A 14,568-nucleotide genomic window follows, 5' to 3' on the forward strand; every position below is an offset into this window, starting at 1 on the left:
TGTTCTGGCTTCCCGGTGGCTGTTGCGTCCAGCATAGGTGGCGTCCCCGTGTGTTCAAGCGATGCCTATGGGCAGGTAGAGGCACCGCCGGGGTCGTCAATCCGACCCGTCGCCGGGCAATTTGACTTCATCGGTGTTCAGCGCATCAGCCAGACGCGCGGCGGCGCTGCCGGGGCGCAGGGGCTTGGGCTGGTCTTCGGCGGGGGCCCAGCCGGTCAGGGCAATGATTTCGGCGGTGGCGGCGATGCGCCCGTCGGGGCGGGCGAAGGTCAGGGCGTAAAGCTCGATCGCGCGCAGCATCACCGCGCGGGGGGTGAAGCTGCGCGTACGGCCGGTCAGGGCGTTGGTTTCGCCCATGGCCCGAAGATCCCACATCAGGCCCAGCGGCGAGGGATAGAGCACGTCGCGCCGCCAGCTGTCGGCCACCGGCAGCGCGAATCCTGCCCGTTGCAGCAGCGCGCCCAGATCGCGGATCTCTCCCATGGGGGCCACGCGGGGCGACAGGCCGCCGCGCAGCTCCGCCTCGGCGCTGCCAAGGCACTGACGCAGCTCCTGCAGGCTCTGGCCGCCATAGGTCAGGCCCAAGAACAGCCCGTCGGGGCACAGGGCGCGGCGGGACTGAATCAACTGGCCCACCGGATCATTGGCCCAGTGCAGCGCCAGCGCGTGGATCACCAGGTCATGGGCGCCGCGGTCCAGATCCAGCGTGTCAGTATCCTCGACCACCTTCGCGTCGGGGAAGGCGCGTCGCCAGAAATCGGGCTGGCCGGTGACGATCGCGGGCCGGGTAAACGTCCTGTTAACCTCGGCGAGCCTCTCCTGAATCTCGTCCAGCGCGTCTTGGTGCAGGAACAGCGCCGGGGCCTTGTGGGCCCGCGCGCGGGCGCGATGGCGGCGCAGGGCAGGACGGTCGGTAAGCGGAGGGCGGTGATCGGATGGCATCCTCGGGATCCTTGCAGGGCGGCGCGCGGTTGCGCGCCGTGGTTCGGGCCGGGCTGGCGACAGTCTTCCCGCCGCAATGCCTGCTTTGCGGGGCGCTTGTCCAGACCGAAGGCGGGTTGTGCGGCCCCTGCTGGCGCGACACGCCGTTCTGCCACGGGCTGCGCTGTGACTTGTGCGGGGTGCCGCTGCCGGGGGAAGATCCGGGATTTTCAATCGCCTGCGACGATTGCCGGGGGCTGGATCGGCCCTGGGTGCAGGGCCGCAGCGTGATGATCTACGACCACGGCGCGCGGCGGCTGGTGCTGGCGCTGAAACATGGCGACCGGCTGGATCTGGCGCCGGCGCTGGCGGGCTGGATGGCGGTGAAGGCGCAGGCGCTTCTGCTCCCGGACACGCTGGTCGTGCCGGTTCCGGCGCATCGCTGGCGGTTGTTCCGGCGGCGCTACAACCAGGCGGCGGTGCTGGCCACGGCCCTGGCCGCACGGCTGGAACGCCCGGTGCTGCCCGACCTGCTGCGCCGCCCGCGCGCCACCGCGCCGCAGGATCGCAAGAGCGTCGGCGACAGATATGCCGCCATGACCGGGGCTTTTGCCGTTTCCGACCGGCATCGGGCGCGGATCGCAGGCGCCGAGGTGCTGCTGGTGGATGACGTGATGACCTCGGGCGCGACGCTGGATGCCTGCGCGCGGGTCTGTCTGGAGGCGGGTGCGGCCAATGTTCGCGTGATCGCACTGGCGCGCGCGGTCCGGGATGCCTAAATCAGGGTCACCACAAAGGATGAGACCCGACCATGCAGACGATCGAGATCTATACCAGCCCCACCTGCGGCTTCTGTCACGCCGCCAAGCGGCTGCTGTCCGCCAAGGGCGTGAGTTTTACCGAGTACGACGTCGCCCGCACGCCTGGGCTGCGCCAGAAGATGATGCAGCGCGCCAATGGCCGCCACACGGTGCCGCAGATTTTCGTGGGCAAGACCCATGTGGGCGGCTGCGATGATCTCTATGCACTGGACAGCTCCGGCAAGCTCGATCGCCTGCTGAGGGGGTGAGGCGATGCGCGCGGCCCTTGTCCAGATGACCAGTTCCGACCAGCCGCTGGACAACCTGTCCACGGCGCGCGGCTTCGTGCGGCAGGCGGCGGCCGAGGGGGCGGGCTTCGTGCTGACCCCCGAGGTCACCAACTGCATGTCCGCCAGCCGCCGCCACATGACCGAGGTGCTGCGCCCCGAGGCCGAGGATCCGGTGCTGGCCGGGCTGCGCGAGACGGCAGCGGATGCGGGTGTGTGGCTGCTGATCGGTTCGCTGGCGCTGAAACGGCCCGAGGCCGCCGACGGACGCTTTGCCAACCGCAGCTTCCTGATCGCGCCGGATGGGGCAATTGCCGCGCGCTATGACAAGATCCACATGTTCGATGTGCAGCTGTCCGAGACCGAGACCTACCGCGAATCCGATGGGTTCGCGCCGGGGGATCGCGCGGTGGTGGCGCAGACGCCTTTTGCCGCCGTGGGCATGACGATCTGCTATGACCTGCGATTCTCGCCGCTGTTCCGGGCGCTGGCGCAAGGCGGGGCGCAGGTGCTGACGGTGCCCGCGGCCTTTGCTGTGCCCACCGGGCGGGCGCATTGGCAAAGCCTGCTGCGGGCGCGGGCCATCGAGACCGGCAGCTATGTGCTGGCCCCCGCACAAGTGGGGCGGCACGCTCATGTTGCGGGCGTGCAGCGCGAAACATGGGGCCATGCGCTGGCCATCGATCCCTGGGGCCGAGTGCTGGGCGATGGCGGCGACGTTCCGGGGCTGACCTTTGCCGATCTGGACCTGGCTGAGGTGGACACGGCGCGGGCAAAGGTCCCGGCGTTGCGCCATGACCGGGCGTTCTCCGGTCCCTGACGGGACCGCGATTTCAAGCCTCCGGCGGGAGTATTTGTGACAGGAAAAAGCGAGCGCCGTCTCGGAAATGGTGCGGCGGAGGCGAAAAGGCGCCAGCGGCGCGTTTTCCCGAATGACGGGGAGCGTTTCAGGCGCGAATGGGCGGCGCTTAGTTGGGCCGCCCTTGTTCAGCCCGGTTTGCGGCTGGCGGTGACGTAGTTGACCGACAGGTCCTTGTCCGAGATCGACCAGCTCCATCCCAACGGGTTGAAGACAAAGCCCTTGCGGTCGACCGGATCAAGGCCCGCGTTGCGGATCAGGTCGAACAACTCGTCCGGGGTGAGGAATTTCTTCCAGTCGTGGGTGCCCTTCGGCAGCCAGCGCATGACGTATTCGGCACCGATGATGCCCATCACATAGCTTTTGGGATTGCGGTTCAGGGTCGAGGCGACCATCAGACCGCCGGGTTTCAGCAGCGCGGCGCAGGCGGCCATGTAGTCCGGCGGGCTGGCCACATGTTCGACCACTTCCATGTTCAGGACCACGTCGAATTGCTCGCCCGCAGCGGCCAGCGATTCGGCGGTGCAGTGGCGATAGTCGATCTCGAGCCCCGATTGCTGTGCGTGCAGGCGCGCCACCGGGATGTTGCGCTCGGCCGCGTCGGCGCCGACCACGGTGGCGCCGAGCCGCGCCATGGGCTCGGACAGAAGCCCGCCGCCGCAGCCGATGTCGAGGATCCGAAGCCCCGCGAAAGGCGCGGCGTCGGACAGGTCGCGGTCGAATTCCACCGCGATCTGGCGGGTGATGTAGTCCAGCCGGCAGGGGTTGAGCATGTGCAGCGGTTTGAACTTGCCGTCCGGATCCCACCATTCGGCGGCCATGGCTTCGAATTTGGCGATCTCGGCGGGGTCGACGGTGCTGATGGGGTCGGTCACGGGGACGGTCCTTTTCTTGCGCAGCCCATATGGTCGGGGCCTCTGGCGCGTTATATAGTCCGGTCATGGAGCAATTCGCAGGTCAGAAGAAGGCGACACAATTTCTTTATCCGCCGGTGGACCCGTTCGACCAGCGGATGATGGATGTGGGCGATGGCCACAGCCTCTATGTGGAGCAATGCGGCAACCCCGAGGGGATGCCCGTCGTCGTTGTGCATGGCGGTCCCGGCGGCGGCTGCAGCCCGGCAATGCGCCGCTATTTCGACCCCGAAGTGTATCGCATCGTGCTGTTCGACCAGCGCGGCTGTGGGCGGTCCACCCCGCATGCCAGTGTCGAGGCCAACACCACCTGGCACCTGGTGGCCGACATGGAGGTGATCCGCAAGACGCTGGAGATCCCGCGCTGGGTGGTCTTCGGCGGCAGTTGGGGGGCGACGCTGTCGTTGCTCTATGCCCAGTCGCACGCCCGCCACACCGCCTATCTGGTACTGCGCGGCGTGTTCCTGATGACCAAGCCGGAACTGGAGTGGTTCTATGGCGGCGGCGCGGGGCTGTTCTGGCCCGACCTGTGGCAGCGGTTCGTGCAACTGGTGCCACAGGACGAGCGCGACGACCTGATCGCCGCCTATCACCGCCGGCTGTTTTCCGGCGACCGCATCGTCGAGACCCGGTTTGCCCGGGCCTGGGCATCGTGGGAGAACGCGCTGGCCTCGATCCAGAGCAACGGCATCACCGGCGAAAGCCCGGCGGAATATGCCCGTGCCTTTGCCCGGCTGGAAAACCATTATTTCGTGCATGGCGGCTTTCTGGAAGGCCCCAACCATATCCTCGACCGCATGCCGCTACTGGCGGACACGCCTGGAACCATCGTGCAGGGGCGCTATGACATGATCTGTCCGCCGGCCTCGGCCTGGAAATTGTCGCAGGCCTGGCCGCGGGCGGAGTTGAAGATGATCGGGCAGGCGGGTCACGCGCTGTCGGAGCCGGGGATCAGCGCTGCTTTGGTGCAGATCATGAACCGACTGCCGCGCCACCGCCGCGCCCTTGGGCTTTAGGGAGGCACGCACCATGGCCGAGGACGGACCGAAGATCGAGGAACGCGAGAACGGGCCGCTGATGGCGCGGGGCATCTCGAAAATGGTCGGGCCGGACGGGGCCGAGATCGCGGTGAAGCCGGTGATGGCCCTGTGCCGCTGCGGCCACAGCAAGAACAAGCCGTTCTGCGACGGCTCGCACAAGGACGCCGGGTTCCGGGATCGCGGCGGCAAGCCCGAAGGCCCGGACCGGGTGTTTTCCTATGCCGGGCAGGAGGTGACCGTCACCTTCAATCCGCGCCTGTGCAGCCATGCCGCCGAATGCGGGCGCATCGCCCAGAACATCTTCAACCCCTCCCAGAAGCCCTGGGTGCAGCCCGACAACGGCACCCGCGCCGAGGTCGAGGCGGTGGTGGCCGCCTGCCCGTCCGGGGCGCTGAAACTGGCCGAGGGGCAGGACAAGGGGCCGGATCTGTTCGCCGATCGGGCCGAAATCACGGTGCAGCGCAACGGCCCTTACTGGGTGCAGGGGGTGACGGCACCGCAACCGCCGCAGGGCGCCGGCATGTCGGATCGCAAGTATGTGCTGTGCCGGTGCGGCCAGTCCGGGGCCAAGCCCTATTGCGACGGCTCACACCGGGACAGGGGCTGGAAAAGCGGCGACTGAGGCTCAGCCGGCAGGCTGCCACAGCTCGATCCGGTTGTCTTCCGGGTCGGTCAGATGGGCAAACCGGCCCACCGCCTCCATCTCGGGGGTTTGCGGCCAGAGCGTGACATCGATCCCCGCGGCGCGCAGATCGGCGATGGCCGCGTCCAGATCCGGCACCCGGAAATTCATCATGAACTGCTGGTCCATGCGCCCGAAATACTCGGTGTCTTCGGGAAAGGGCGCGAAAACCGTGGGGCCGGCAGCCTGCATCCAGACCGTGTCGTCAGGCCCCTGCGGCACCGGGTTGATGCCGAAATGGGTGTCATACCAAGCGGCCAGCGCCTGGGGGTCGCGGGCGCGGAAAAACACGCCGCCGATGCCGGTGATGGTTGCCATGGTCGCCTCCGATCCGTTGATGGAAACAGCCTAGCACGGCGGGCTGCAATCGTACTGGGGGATTTCCCTTGCGAAGTCGTCCCTGGCTGCGTATATGCCCCTCAACAGCGGCGCGTCGGGACCTGTCCCAATGTTCCACCGGGAAAGATCGACGGGCCGCGCGCCCGTTTTTTTGTTTCTATCGAACTCAGGCAGACAGACTTTGATGACCGATCTCATCGCCAAGGCCGCCATCGACCAGCGCATGGCCGCGATCATCACCCCGGTGATCGAGGACATGGGCTATGAACTCGTGCGCGTGCGCCTCATGGGGGGCAAGACCAACACCCTGCAGATCATGGCTGACAAGCCGGACGGCGGGATCGAGGTGGACGATTGCGCCCGCATTTCCACGGCCGTTTCCGCGGTGCTGGATGTCGAGGATCCGCTTGAGGAAGCCTATACGCTGGAGGTCTCAAGCCCCGGTATCGACCGCCCGCTGACCCGCCTGAAGGATTTCGAGGCCTGGGCGGGCTATGAGGCCAAGCTGGAAACCACCGAGTTGATCGACGGCCGCCGCCGCTTCAAGGGCCTTCTGGCCGGGGTCGAGGATGGCGAGGTTCTGGTCGAGATCGCCGATCAGGGCGAACCGGTGACCATCGGGCTTGAGTTCGATTGGCTGAGCGACGCGAAACTGGTGCTGACCGACGAGTTGATCGCCGAGATGCTGCGCGCCCGCAAGGCCTCGGGCGCCATCGACGAAAGCCAGTTCGACGAGATCCAGACAGAAGACATGGGCGACACCGACGAGACGGACGCCCCGCAAACCGCCCCCCAGAAGGAGGACTAGGACATGGCGATTACCAGCGCCAACCAGCTTGAGCTTCTGCAAACCGCCGAGGCGGTTGCCCGTGAGAAGATGATCGACCCCGGTCTGGTGGTCGAGGCGATGGAGGAATCCCTCGCCCGTGCCGCCAAATCGCGCTACGGCGCGGAAATGGACATTCGCGTGTCCATTGACCGCAAGACCGGCGTGGCGACCTTCACCCGTGTGCGCACGGTTGTGGAAGACGAAGAGCTTGAGAATTATCAGGCCGAGTTGACCGTCGAACAGGCCAAACAATACAAGGAAGATCCTCAGGTCGGCGACGAACTGGTCGAAGAGGTGCCGCCGGTGGAACTGGGCCGGATCGCCGCGCAATCCGCCAAGCAGGTGATTCTGCAGAAGGTGCGCGAAGCCGAGCGGGATCGCCAGTACGAAGAATTCAAGGATCGCGCCGGCACCATCATCAATGGTCTGGTCAAGCGCGAGGAATACGGCAACATCATCGTCGATATCGGCCGCGGCGAAGCCGTGCTGCGCCGCAACGAGAAGATCGGCCGCGAAAGCTATCGCCCGAACGACCGCATCCGCGTCTTCATCAAGGATGTGCGCCGCGAGCCGCGCGGCCCGCAGATCTTCCTCAGCCGCATCGCGCCGGAGTTCATGGCCGAGCTGTTCAAGATGGAAGTGCCGGAAATCTACGATGGCATCATCGAGATCAAGGCCGTGGCCCGGGATCCCGGATCGCGCGCCAAGATCGCCGTGATTTCCTATGACAACTCGATCGACCCGGTCGGCGCCTGCGTCGGCATGCGCGGCAGCCGCGTGCAGGCCGTGGTCAACGAGCTTCAGGGCGAGAAGATCGACATCATCCCGTGGAACGAGGATCAGCCGACCTTCCTGGTGAACGCATTGCAGCCCGCCGAAGTGTCGAAGGTGGTTCTGGATGACGAGGCCGAGCGGATCGAGGTCGTGGTGCCGGACGAGCAGCTGAGCCTTGCCATCGGTCGGCGCGGTCAGAACGTGCGTCTGGCCAGCCAGCTGACCGGTCTGGACATCGACATCATGACCGAAAGCCAGGAAAGCGAGCGGCGCCAGCAGGAATTCGCGGTGCGCACCAAGCTGTACATGGAGGCGCTGGACGTGGACGAGTTCTTCGCCCAGCTCCTGGTCTCGGAAGGCTTTTCCACGCTGGAAGAAGTGGCCTATGTCGAGCTCGACGAACTTCTGGTGATCGACGGGGTGGATGATTCCACCGCTCAGGAACTTCAGGCCCGGGCGCGTGACTATCTTGAGGCGCAGGCGCAAGCCGCGCTGGCCAAGGCGCGCGAACTTGGGGTCGAGGATTCGCTGGTCGATTTCGACGGGCTGACTCCGCAGATGCTGGCCGCTCTGGCCGCCGATGGCATCAAGACGCTGGAAGACTTCGCCACCTGTGCGGACTGGGAATTGGCCGGCGGCTGGACCACGGTCGACGGACAGCGGGTCAAGGACGACGGCCTGCTGGAAGCCTTTGATGTCAGCCTTGAAGAAGCGCAGAACCTGGTGATGACCGCGCGGATTCAACTGGGCTGGGTGGATCCCGACGATCTGCTCACCGAGGAGGAGACCGACGAGGAGCTTGAAGCGGCCGAGGCCGAGGAAGACCAGGCCTGAGCCGCGACAACGGAGGATCTGGCATGTCCCGTGGCGGAGGCGGTAAAACGCGCGACGAGCCCGAGCGGCGCTGCATCGTCACCGGCGAACGGGGCGGCAAGGACGGTCTGATCCGTTTCGTGCTGGGTCCGGAAGACCGGATCTATCCCGATCTGGCGGGCAAACTGCCCGGACGCGGCATCTGGGTCACGGCAGATCGCGAGGTTCTGGGTAAGGCCGTCAAGAAAAAGGCCTTCGCCCGCGCCGCGCGGCAGTCTGTGAGCGTGCCGCAGGATCTGGTCGAACAGGTCGAGGCAGGGCTGACACAGCGTGTTGTCGGCACCCTGTCGCTGGCCCGAAAGGCCGGGCTGGCGGTGGCCGGTTACGAGAAGACGAAGGCTTTTCTGGTTTCAGGGCAGGCCATTGCGTTGCTTCAGGCAAGCGATGGTTCGCCCCGCGGAAAGGCCAAACTGCGGCCCCCGGAGGGGTCGAACGGATTGATCGAGGTGCTGACTGCAGCCGAATTGGGGCTGGCCTTCGGTCGTGAAAGTGTAATACACGGTGCGCTTGCCGCTGGTGGACTCACGACACGTGTTGTAGAGGAAGCCGCACGACTGCAGGGAATGCGCAGGAAACACGGCGGGGACCGCCCCGCCTGGAAGGATACGACGACCACATGAGCGATAGTGACGGCAAGAAAACACTCGGCGTGCGCGGCGGCCCCCGGTCGGGGCAGGTGAAGCAGAGCTTCAGCCACGGCCGCACCAAGAATGTCGTGGTGGAGACCAAGCGCAAACGCGTGGTCGTGCCGAAGCCCGGTTCCGGCAAGTCCGGTTCCGCAGCTGGTGGCGACCCCTCGCGGCGCCCGGCCGGCATCTCTGATGCAGAGATGGAACGCCGGCTGAAGGCGCTTCAGGCAGCTAAGGCCCGCGAAGGCGCAGACGCCAAGAAGCGCGCCGACGAAGAAAAACAGCGCGCCGATGATCGGGCCCGTCGCCGGGCCGAGATCGAGGCCAAGGAACAAGAAGAACGCGAACGCGAAGAACGTGCCGCGGCGAAGGTCGCGGCCGAGGAAGAAGAGCGTAAGCGCAAGGCGGCGGAAGATGCTGCCCGCAAGCAGGCCGAGGCCAAGGCCAAGGCCGCACCGGCCGGCGGTGCACGCCAGGACCCTGCGGGGGAACCCGATGCTGCCTCGGCACGGCCCGCGCCGACCAAATCCGGTGTTCCGACCCCGCGCAAGCAGGAGCGTGACCAGGACCGCGACCGTGGCAAGAACCGTGGTGGCGATGGCCGTCGCTCGGGCAAGTTGACCCTGAACAAGGCGTTGTCGCACGGCGAAGGCGGGCGTCACCGCTCGCTGGCGTCGATGAAGCGCAAGCAGGAACGCGCCCGTCAGAAGGCCATGGGCGGCAACGAGCCTCGTGAAAAGGTGATCCGTGACGTGCAGCTGCCCGAAGCCATCGTGGTTTCGGAACTGGCCAACCGCATGGCCGAGCGTGTGGCCGATGTGGTCAAGGCGCTGATGCAGAACGGCATGATGGTCACCCAGAACCAGTCGATTGACGCCGATACCGCCGAACTCATCATCGAGGAATTCGGTCACCGCGTGCAGCGCGTGTCGGATGCCGACGTGGAAGACGTGATCCACTCGATCGAGGACAGTTCCGAAGATCTGGAAGCGCGTCCGCCGGTCATCACCGTGATGGGCCACGTCGATCACGGCAAGACCTCGCTGCTGGATGCGATCCGCAACGCCAAGGTGGTCTCCGGCGAAGCCGGCGGCATCACCCAGCATATCGGCGCCTACCAGGTGCGCACCGATGGCGGCGATCTGCTGACCTTCCTCGACACCCCCGGCCACGCGGCCTTCACCTCGATGCGGGCCCGTGGCGCGCAGGTGACGGACATCGTGGTGCTGGTGGTGGCGGCAGATGATGCGGTGATGCCGCAGACCGTCGAAGCCATCAACCACGCCAAGGCGGCCAAGGTGCCGATGATCGTGGCGATCAACAAGTGCGACAAGCACGATGCGAACCCCGACAAGGTGCGCACCGATTTGCTGCAGCACGAGGTGATCGTCGAAGGTCTGTCCGGCGATGTGCAAGACGTGGAAGTCTCGGCCATCACTGGCAAGGGTCTGGATCAGCTTCTGGAAGCCATCGCGCTGCAGGCCGAGGTTCTGGAACTGAACGCCAACCCGAAACGTGCCGCTTCCGGTGCGGTGATCGAAGCCCAGCTTGACGTGGGTCGCGGTCCGGTGGCCACCGTTCTGGTTCAGAACGGCACTCTGCGCCAGGGCGATATCTTCGTCGTGGGCGAACAGTATGGCAAGGTCCGCGCGCTGATCAACGACAAGGGCGACCGCGTCGAAGAAGCCGGCCCGTCGGTTCCGGTCGAGGTTCTGGGCCTGAACGGCACCCCCGAAGCCGGGGACGTGCTGAACGTGGTCGACACCGAGGCGCAGGCCCGTGAAATCGCCGAGTTCCGCGAACAGCAGGCGAAAGATCGCCGTGCCGCAGCGGGTGCGGCCACCACGCTGGAGCAGATGCTCGCCAAGGCCAAGGCCGACGAAGATGTGGTCGAGCTGCCGATCGTGGTGAAAGCTGACGTGCAGGGATCGTCCGAGGCCATCGTCCAGGCGATGGAAAAGATCGGCAACGACGAAGTGCGCGTGCGGGTTCTGCACTCGGGCGTGGGTGCCATCACGGAAAGCGACATCGGGCTGGCGGAAGCCTCCGGTGCGCCGGTGATCGGCTTCAACGTGCGGGCCAATGCCTCGGCGCGGAACACCGCAAACCAGAAGGGCGTCGAGATCCGCTACTATTCGGTGATCTACGACCTGGTGGACGATGTGAAGGCGGCGGCCTCGGGCCTGCTGTCGGCCGAGATCCGCGAACGCTTCATCGGCTACGCCGAAATCAAGGAAGTGTTCAAGGTGTCGGGTGTCGGCAAGGTTGCGGGCTGTCTGGTCACCGAAGGGGTGGCACGCCGCTCGGCCGGTGTCCGGCTGCTGCGCGACAACGTGGTCATTCACGAAGGCACGCTCAAGACGCTCAAGCGTTTCAAGGACGAGGTTGCCGAAGTGCAATCAGGTCAGGAATGCGGCATGGCCTTCGAGAATTACGAAGATGTGCGGGCGCAGGATGTCATCGAGATCTTCGAACGCGAAGAAGTCGAAAGAACGCTCGACTGATCAAGATTGCAAAAGGGTGTCTTCGGCCGCCCTTTTACTTGGTGTAAAGAAAGGCCGCGAACCCTTCGGTTCGCGGCCTACGTCTTGTCAGATCCCGCGGCAGGAGTTGGGAAACACGATTAAGCCGCTAGAGACCTGACTGGCGTTCCTTCGAATACTTTCTGCCCGACCTGAACTGCGATCTTGCCGTTGGAAAGTGCCTGAACAAACGTACCCTGAACTGAAACACACGTTCCTATCATGATCGTTTTCAGCATTGTTTTATCCCCAAAGCAGTGCCTGATATGCTAGATATAGTTAAGAAAAATTCATAAATCACTAACAAAAGCATCACAAATGTGAAATGTGAGCCCAAATTGCAAGCAACTGGTGAACAAAGTTAATGCAAACGGGGTGTTAACTATTGTTAACGCAAGGGGGGCTCTGGCGAGTTCTTGCCGACCTCACAGCCAATCACGAATGATCGGGATCAAGGGCACATCCGCAGCGGGCATTGGGAAATCGCGCAACTGCGTCGGGCGCACCCATTTCAGCGCCTGGCCTTCCTTCGAATGCGGCACCCCTTCCCATTTCCTGCAGATGAAGACCGGCATCAGCAAATGGAAGCTGTCGTACCCGTGTGACGCGAATGTCAGGGGCGCAAGACAGCTGGACCAAGTGTCGATCCCCAGCTCTTCGTGCAACTCACGGATCAGGGCTGCTTCGGGGGTTTCGCCGGCTTCGACCTTGCCGCCGGGAAATTCCCACAGGCCGGCCATGGATTTGCCTTCCGGGCGCTGCGCCAGCAGCACCCGGCCGTCGGGATCCACCAGAACCACCGCCGAAACCAGAACCGTTTTCACGACCGGTAGTCCGCGTTGATCTGGATGTAGGCGTGGGTCAGGTCGCAGGTCCAGACCGTGGCCTGCCCGTCGCCCAGCCCCAGATCGACGCCGATCACGAGTTCCGGGTTCTTCATGTAGGCGGCGCCGTCTGCCTCGCGATAGCTGGATGCGACCCAGCCCTTCTCGGCCACAAGAACATCGCCGAACCGGATCGACAGGCGGTCGCGGTCAGCGGTGACCCCGGCCTTGCCCACGGCCATGACCACGCGGCCCCAGTTGGGGTCCTCGCCCGCCACCGCGGTCTTGACCAGCGGAGAATTGGCGATGGAGCGCCCGACGATGGCGGCCTCGCTGTCGCTGGCCGCCCCGGTGACGCGGATCTCGATGAACTTGGTGGCGCCTTCGCCGTCGCGCACGACCTGTTGCGCCAGGTCGGTCATGACCTTCAGCAGCCCCTCGCGGAAGCTGTCATGGGCTTCGGTGCCGGGTGTCAGCACCGGCCCGCGTTGGCCCGTGGCCGCCAGCAGAAGCGTGTCCGAGGTCGAGGTGTCGCTGTCCACCGTGATGCAGTTGAAGCTGCGGTCGGTCAAATCCCGCAACAGGATTTGCAGGTCGGCCTGGGCAATGCGGGCATCGGTGAAGATATAGACCAGCATGGTCGCCATGTCGGGCGCGATCATGCCCGAGCCCTTGGCGATCCCGGCAATCGAGACCTGCTCTCCGCCCAGATCCAGCGTCACCCCGGCGCCCTTGGCAAAGGTGTCGGTGGTGCGGATGGCCTCGGCGGCAGCGCGGAAGTTGCGCGGTTGCAGGCCGTCTTTCATCTGCGTCAAAGCGGCGGTGATGCGATCGTGGGGCAGCGGTTCGCCGATTACCCCGGTCGAGGAGGAAAACACCCGTTCCGCAGGCACGCCCAGCGTCGCGCCCACGGCTTCGGTGATGGCGGCCACGGATTTGCGCCCGTTGTCGCCGGTGAAAGCGTTGGCGTTGCCCGCGTTCACGACAATGGCCGCACCCTCTGCGTCGTGCCCGGTCAGGTGCAACTTGTCTTCGCAATCCAGCACACAGGCCGACCGCGTGGCCGACCGCGTGGTCACCCCGGCCATGGCGGTGCCGGGCGCCAGATAGGCCAGCATCACGTCGTCGCGCCCCTTGTAGCGCACGCCCGCGGCCGCTGCGGCCAGTCGCACCCCGGCAACCGGGGGCAGGTCTGGAAACCCGCCCTTGGGCGCCAGCGGCGAGACCGCTGGCAACCCCGGCTTTGCGGCCGCCTCAAGTGCGGCCACCTGCGCCCGCAGGCGCGTTACTTCCGCGCGGAGGCGCTGCTCCTCAGACGACGGGTGCGACATGTTACTCGTCCAGCAGGGCAGGATTGTTCAGGAAGCCCGCGTCGATGTCGGTCACGGCCTTGCTGTCCACCGTTGCGGCTTCGCGCAGGGCCTCGATCTCGGCGTCGATGACGGTGCGCTGGATCTCGTTGGCGATGTCGCCCTGCACTTCTTCAAGGGTCGGCGCTTCGATGGCGCGCACGCCGTTCAGGCGGATCACATGCCAGCCGAACTGGGTTTCTACCGGAGCCGAGACCTGCCCGGCTTCCAGCGCCAGCACCGCGTCTTCGAACGGCTTGACCATGGCGCCTTCGGCAAACCAGCCCAGATCGCCGCCGTTGGGGCCCGAGGGTCCGGTGGAATGCTCGGCGGCCAGCGCGGCGAAATCGGCGCCATCGTTGAGCTGTGCGATCAGGGCCCGGGCTTCTTCCTCGGATTCCACAAGGATGTGCGCGGCGCTGTATTCATTGCCGGCGTCCTGCCCGAGATAGGTCTCGTCATAGGCAGCCTGGATGGCCTCGGGGGTCACGGCGGCGGCGACCAGTTCGCGCATGGCGCTGTTGGCCAGCAGGGCGCGTTCCTCGTTCTCAAGGGCCAGCTTGGCGACCGGGCCCAGTTCGCCGGCTTTGTTACCCAGCAGAACCTGGCTGATCGCCTGTTGCAGAAGCCCGTCGTACAGGGCCTCGGGCGGCAGGTTCTGGTATTGCTGCGGCAGCTGCGCGCGCATCAGTAAAAGGTGCCCGGCGGTGATGTCTTTTCCATCCACGGTGGCCAGGACCGTTTCGGCGGTCACGGCGTCCTGGGCATGGGCGCCTTGCAGGCTTGCGACGACGGCGAGGGGGGCAAGCCAGCGAGCGGTTTTCAACAGCATGGGTCATCCTTAGGTTCGGGCCGCTTGGGCCGCGTTGACACTGGGTATACCGCCCCTTACATCGCAGATGATCAGCAAGGCGGGTCGCCCGACC

15 protein-coding genes are annotated in these 14,568 nt (G+C 65.5%); 9 read left to right on the forward strand and 6 right to left on the reverse strand.

The window, feature by feature from the left end:
• Positions 1–96: 96 nt before the first annotated feature.
• Complete coding sequence (locus AB0T83_RS14490) at positions 97–942, reverse strand: methyltransferase domain-containing protein (RefSeq protein ID WP_366193910.1); 846 nt, start codon at positions 940–942, stop codon at positions 97–99.
• On the opposite strand from AB0T83_RS14490, the gene AB0T83_RS14495 reads away from it, so the two are divergent.
• The 3 genes from AB0T83_RS14495 to AB0T83_RS14505 are packed head-to-tail and all read left to right on the forward strand — an operon-like array spanning position 936 to position 2,828.
• Positions 936–1,700 (forward strand): ComF family protein, encoded by a 765-nt coding sequence (locus AB0T83_RS14495; protein WP_366193912.1) that lies wholly within the window; start codon positions 936–938, stop codon positions 1,698–1,700. The two genes, AB0T83_RS14490 and AB0T83_RS14495, sit on opposite strands and share 7 nt — an antisense overlap.
• A gap of 32 nt (positions 1,701–1,732) precedes the next feature.
• Positions 1,733–1,990, forward strand: a complete 258-nt coding sequence (gene grxC / locus AB0T83_RS14500) for a glutaredoxin 3 (RefSeq protein WP_366193914.1) — start codon at positions 1,733–1,735, stop codon at positions 1,988–1,990.
• 4 nt (positions 1,991–1,994) lie between these two features.
• Positions 1,995–2,828, forward strand: a complete 834-nt coding sequence (locus AB0T83_RS14505; RefSeq protein ID WP_366193915.1) for a carbon-nitrogen hydrolase family protein — start codon at positions 1,995–1,997, stop codon at positions 2,826–2,828.
• Between the two features lie 167 nt (positions 2,829–2,995).
• Here the strand turns inward: AB0T83_RS14505 and ubiG are convergent, their stop codons facing one another.
• A complete protein-coding gene (gene ubiG, locus AB0T83_RS14510; RefSeq protein ID WP_366193917.1) occupies positions 2,996–3,742 on the reverse strand; it encodes a bifunctional 2-polyprenyl-6-hydroxyphenol methylase/3-demethylubiquinol 3-O-methyltransferase UbiG in 747 nt (248 codons plus the stop codon).
• A gap of 65 nt (positions 3,743–3,807) precedes the next feature.
• On the opposite strand from ubiG, the gene pip reads away from it, so the two are divergent.
• Positions 3,808–4,797, forward strand: coding sequence for a prolyl aminopeptidase (pip, locus tag AB0T83_RS14515; protein ID WP_366193918.1), 990 nt, complete (start codon positions 3,808–3,810; stop codon positions 4,795–4,797).
• A gap of 13 nt (positions 4,798–4,810) precedes the next feature.
• Complete coding sequence (locus AB0T83_RS14520; RefSeq protein ID WP_366193920.1) at positions 4,811–5,443, forward strand: CDGSH iron-sulfur domain-containing protein; 633 nt, start codon at positions 4,811–4,813, stop codon at positions 5,441–5,443.
• A gap of 3 nt (positions 5,444–5,446) precedes the next feature.
• Here the strand turns inward: AB0T83_RS14520 and AB0T83_RS14525 are convergent, their stop codons facing one another.
• The gene (locus AB0T83_RS14525; RefSeq protein ID WP_366193922.1) at positions 5,447–5,821 is read right to left on the reverse strand and encodes a VOC family protein; all 375 of its coding nucleotides are present in this window, start codon (positions 5,819–5,821) and stop codon (positions 5,447–5,449) included.
• 205 nt (positions 5,822–6,026) lie between these two features.
• Here AB0T83_RS14525 and rimP point away from each other — a divergent pair, with 205 nt between their 5' ends.
• The 4 genes from rimP to infB are packed head-to-tail and all read left to right on the forward strand — an operon-like array spanning position 6,027 to position 11,451.
• Positions 6,027–6,650 (forward strand): ribosome maturation factor RimP, encoded by a 624-nt coding sequence (gene rimP / locus AB0T83_RS14530; protein ID WP_366193924.1) that lies wholly within the window; start codon positions 6,027–6,029, stop codon positions 6,648–6,650.
• A gap of 3 nt (positions 6,651–6,653) precedes the next feature.
• On the forward strand, positions 6,654–8,279 hold the full coding sequence (nusA, locus tag AB0T83_RS14535) for a transcription termination factor NusA (protein WP_366193926.1): 1,626 nt from the start codon (positions 6,654–6,656) through the stop codon (positions 8,277–8,279).
• 23 nt (positions 8,280–8,302) lie between these two features.
• The gene (locus AB0T83_RS14540) at positions 8,303–8,938 is read left to right on the forward strand and encodes an RNA-binding protein (RefSeq protein ID WP_366193928.1); all 636 of its coding nucleotides are present in this window, start codon (positions 8,303–8,305) and stop codon (positions 8,936–8,938) included.
• Complete coding sequence (gene infB / locus AB0T83_RS14545) at positions 8,935–11,451, forward strand: translation initiation factor IF-2 (RefSeq protein WP_366193930.1); 2,517 nt, start codon at positions 8,935–8,937, stop codon at positions 11,449–11,451. The genes AB0T83_RS14540 and infB overlap by 4 nt, the downstream gene beginning before the upstream one ends.
• A 443-nt stretch (positions 11,452–11,894) precedes the next feature.
• Here the strand turns inward: infB and AB0T83_RS14550 are convergent, their stop codons facing one another.
• From AB0T83_RS14550 to AB0T83_RS14560, 3 genes are read right to left on the reverse strand one after another with little or no spacing between them, the layout of a single operon-like run.
• Entirely contained in the window at positions 11,895–12,293 is a 399-nt protein-coding gene (locus tag AB0T83_RS14550) for a (deoxy)nucleoside triphosphate pyrophosphohydrolase (protein WP_366193932.1), read from the reverse strand.
• Positions 12,290–13,624, reverse strand: coding sequence for a bifunctional glutamate N-acetyltransferase/amino-acid acetyltransferase ArgJ (argJ, locus tag AB0T83_RS14555; protein ID WP_366193934.1), 1,335 nt, complete (start codon positions 13,622–13,624; stop codon positions 12,290–12,292). Before argJ ends, AB0T83_RS14550 begins: the two co-directional genes overlap by 4 nt.
• 1 nt (position 13,625) lies before the next feature.
• Positions 13,626–14,474: a peptidylprolyl isomerase gene (locus AB0T83_RS14560; protein WP_366193936.1), complete on the reverse strand. Its 849-nt coding sequence runs from the start codon at positions 14,472–14,474 to the stop codon at positions 13,626–13,628.
• Positions 14,475–14,568 lie beyond the last annotated feature (94 nt).

This window comes from Meridianimarinicoccus marinus (assembly GCF_040689105.1).
In the GTDB taxonomy this organism is placed as follows: Bacteria; Pseudomonadota; Alphaproteobacteria; order Rhodobacterales; family Rhodobacteraceae; genus Meridianimarinicoccus; species Meridianimarinicoccus marinus.

Coding starts and splice junctions, on each gene's coding strand:
- infB (WP_366193930.1), top strand. CDS start 8,935: ATGAGCGATAGTGACGGCAAGAAAACACTCGGCGTGCGCGGCGGCCCC.
- nusA (WP_366193926.1), top strand. CDS start 6,654: ATGGCGATTACCAGCGCCAACCAGCTTGAGCTTCTGCAAACCGCCGAG.
- AB0T83_RS14505 (WP_366193915.1), top strand. CDS start 1,995: ATGCGCGCGGCCCTTGTCCAGATGACCAGTTCCGACCAGCCGCTGGAC.
- rimP (WP_366193924.1), top strand. CDS start 6,027: ATGACCGATCTCATCGCCAAGGCCGCCATCGACCAGCGCATGGCCGCG.
- pip (WP_366193918.1), top strand. CDS start 3,808: ATGGAGCAATTCGCAGGTCAGAAGAAGGCGACACAATTTCTTTATCCG.
- grxC (WP_366193914.1), top strand. CDS start 1,733: ATGCAGACGATCGAGATCTATACCAGCCCCACCTGCGGCTTCTGTCAC.
- AB0T83_RS14560 (WP_366193936.1), bottom strand. CDS start 14,474: ATGCTGTTGAAAACCGCTCGCTGGCTTGCCCCCCTCGCCGTCGTCGCA.
- AB0T83_RS14490 (WP_366193910.1), bottom strand. CDS start 942: ATGCCATCCGATCACCGCCCTCCGCTTACCGACCGTCCTGCCCTGCGC.
- AB0T83_RS14520 (WP_366193920.1), top strand. CDS start 4,811: ATGGCCGAGGACGGACCGAAGATCGAGGAACGCGAGAACGGGCCGCTG.
- AB0T83_RS14495 (WP_366193912.1), top strand. CDS start 936: ATGGCATCCTCGGGATCCTTGCAGGGCGGCGCGCGGTTGCGCGCCGTG.
- AB0T83_RS14525 (WP_366193922.1), bottom strand. CDS start 5,821: ATGGCAACCATCACCGGCATCGGCGGCGTGTTTTTCCGCGCCCGCGAC.
- AB0T83_RS14540 (WP_366193928.1), top strand. CDS start 8,303: ATGTCCCGTGGCGGAGGCGGTAAAACGCGCGACGAGCCCGAGCGGCGC.
- argJ (WP_366193934.1), bottom strand. CDS start 13,624: ATGTCGCACCCGTCGTCTGAGGAGCAGCGCCTCCGCGCGGAAGTAACG.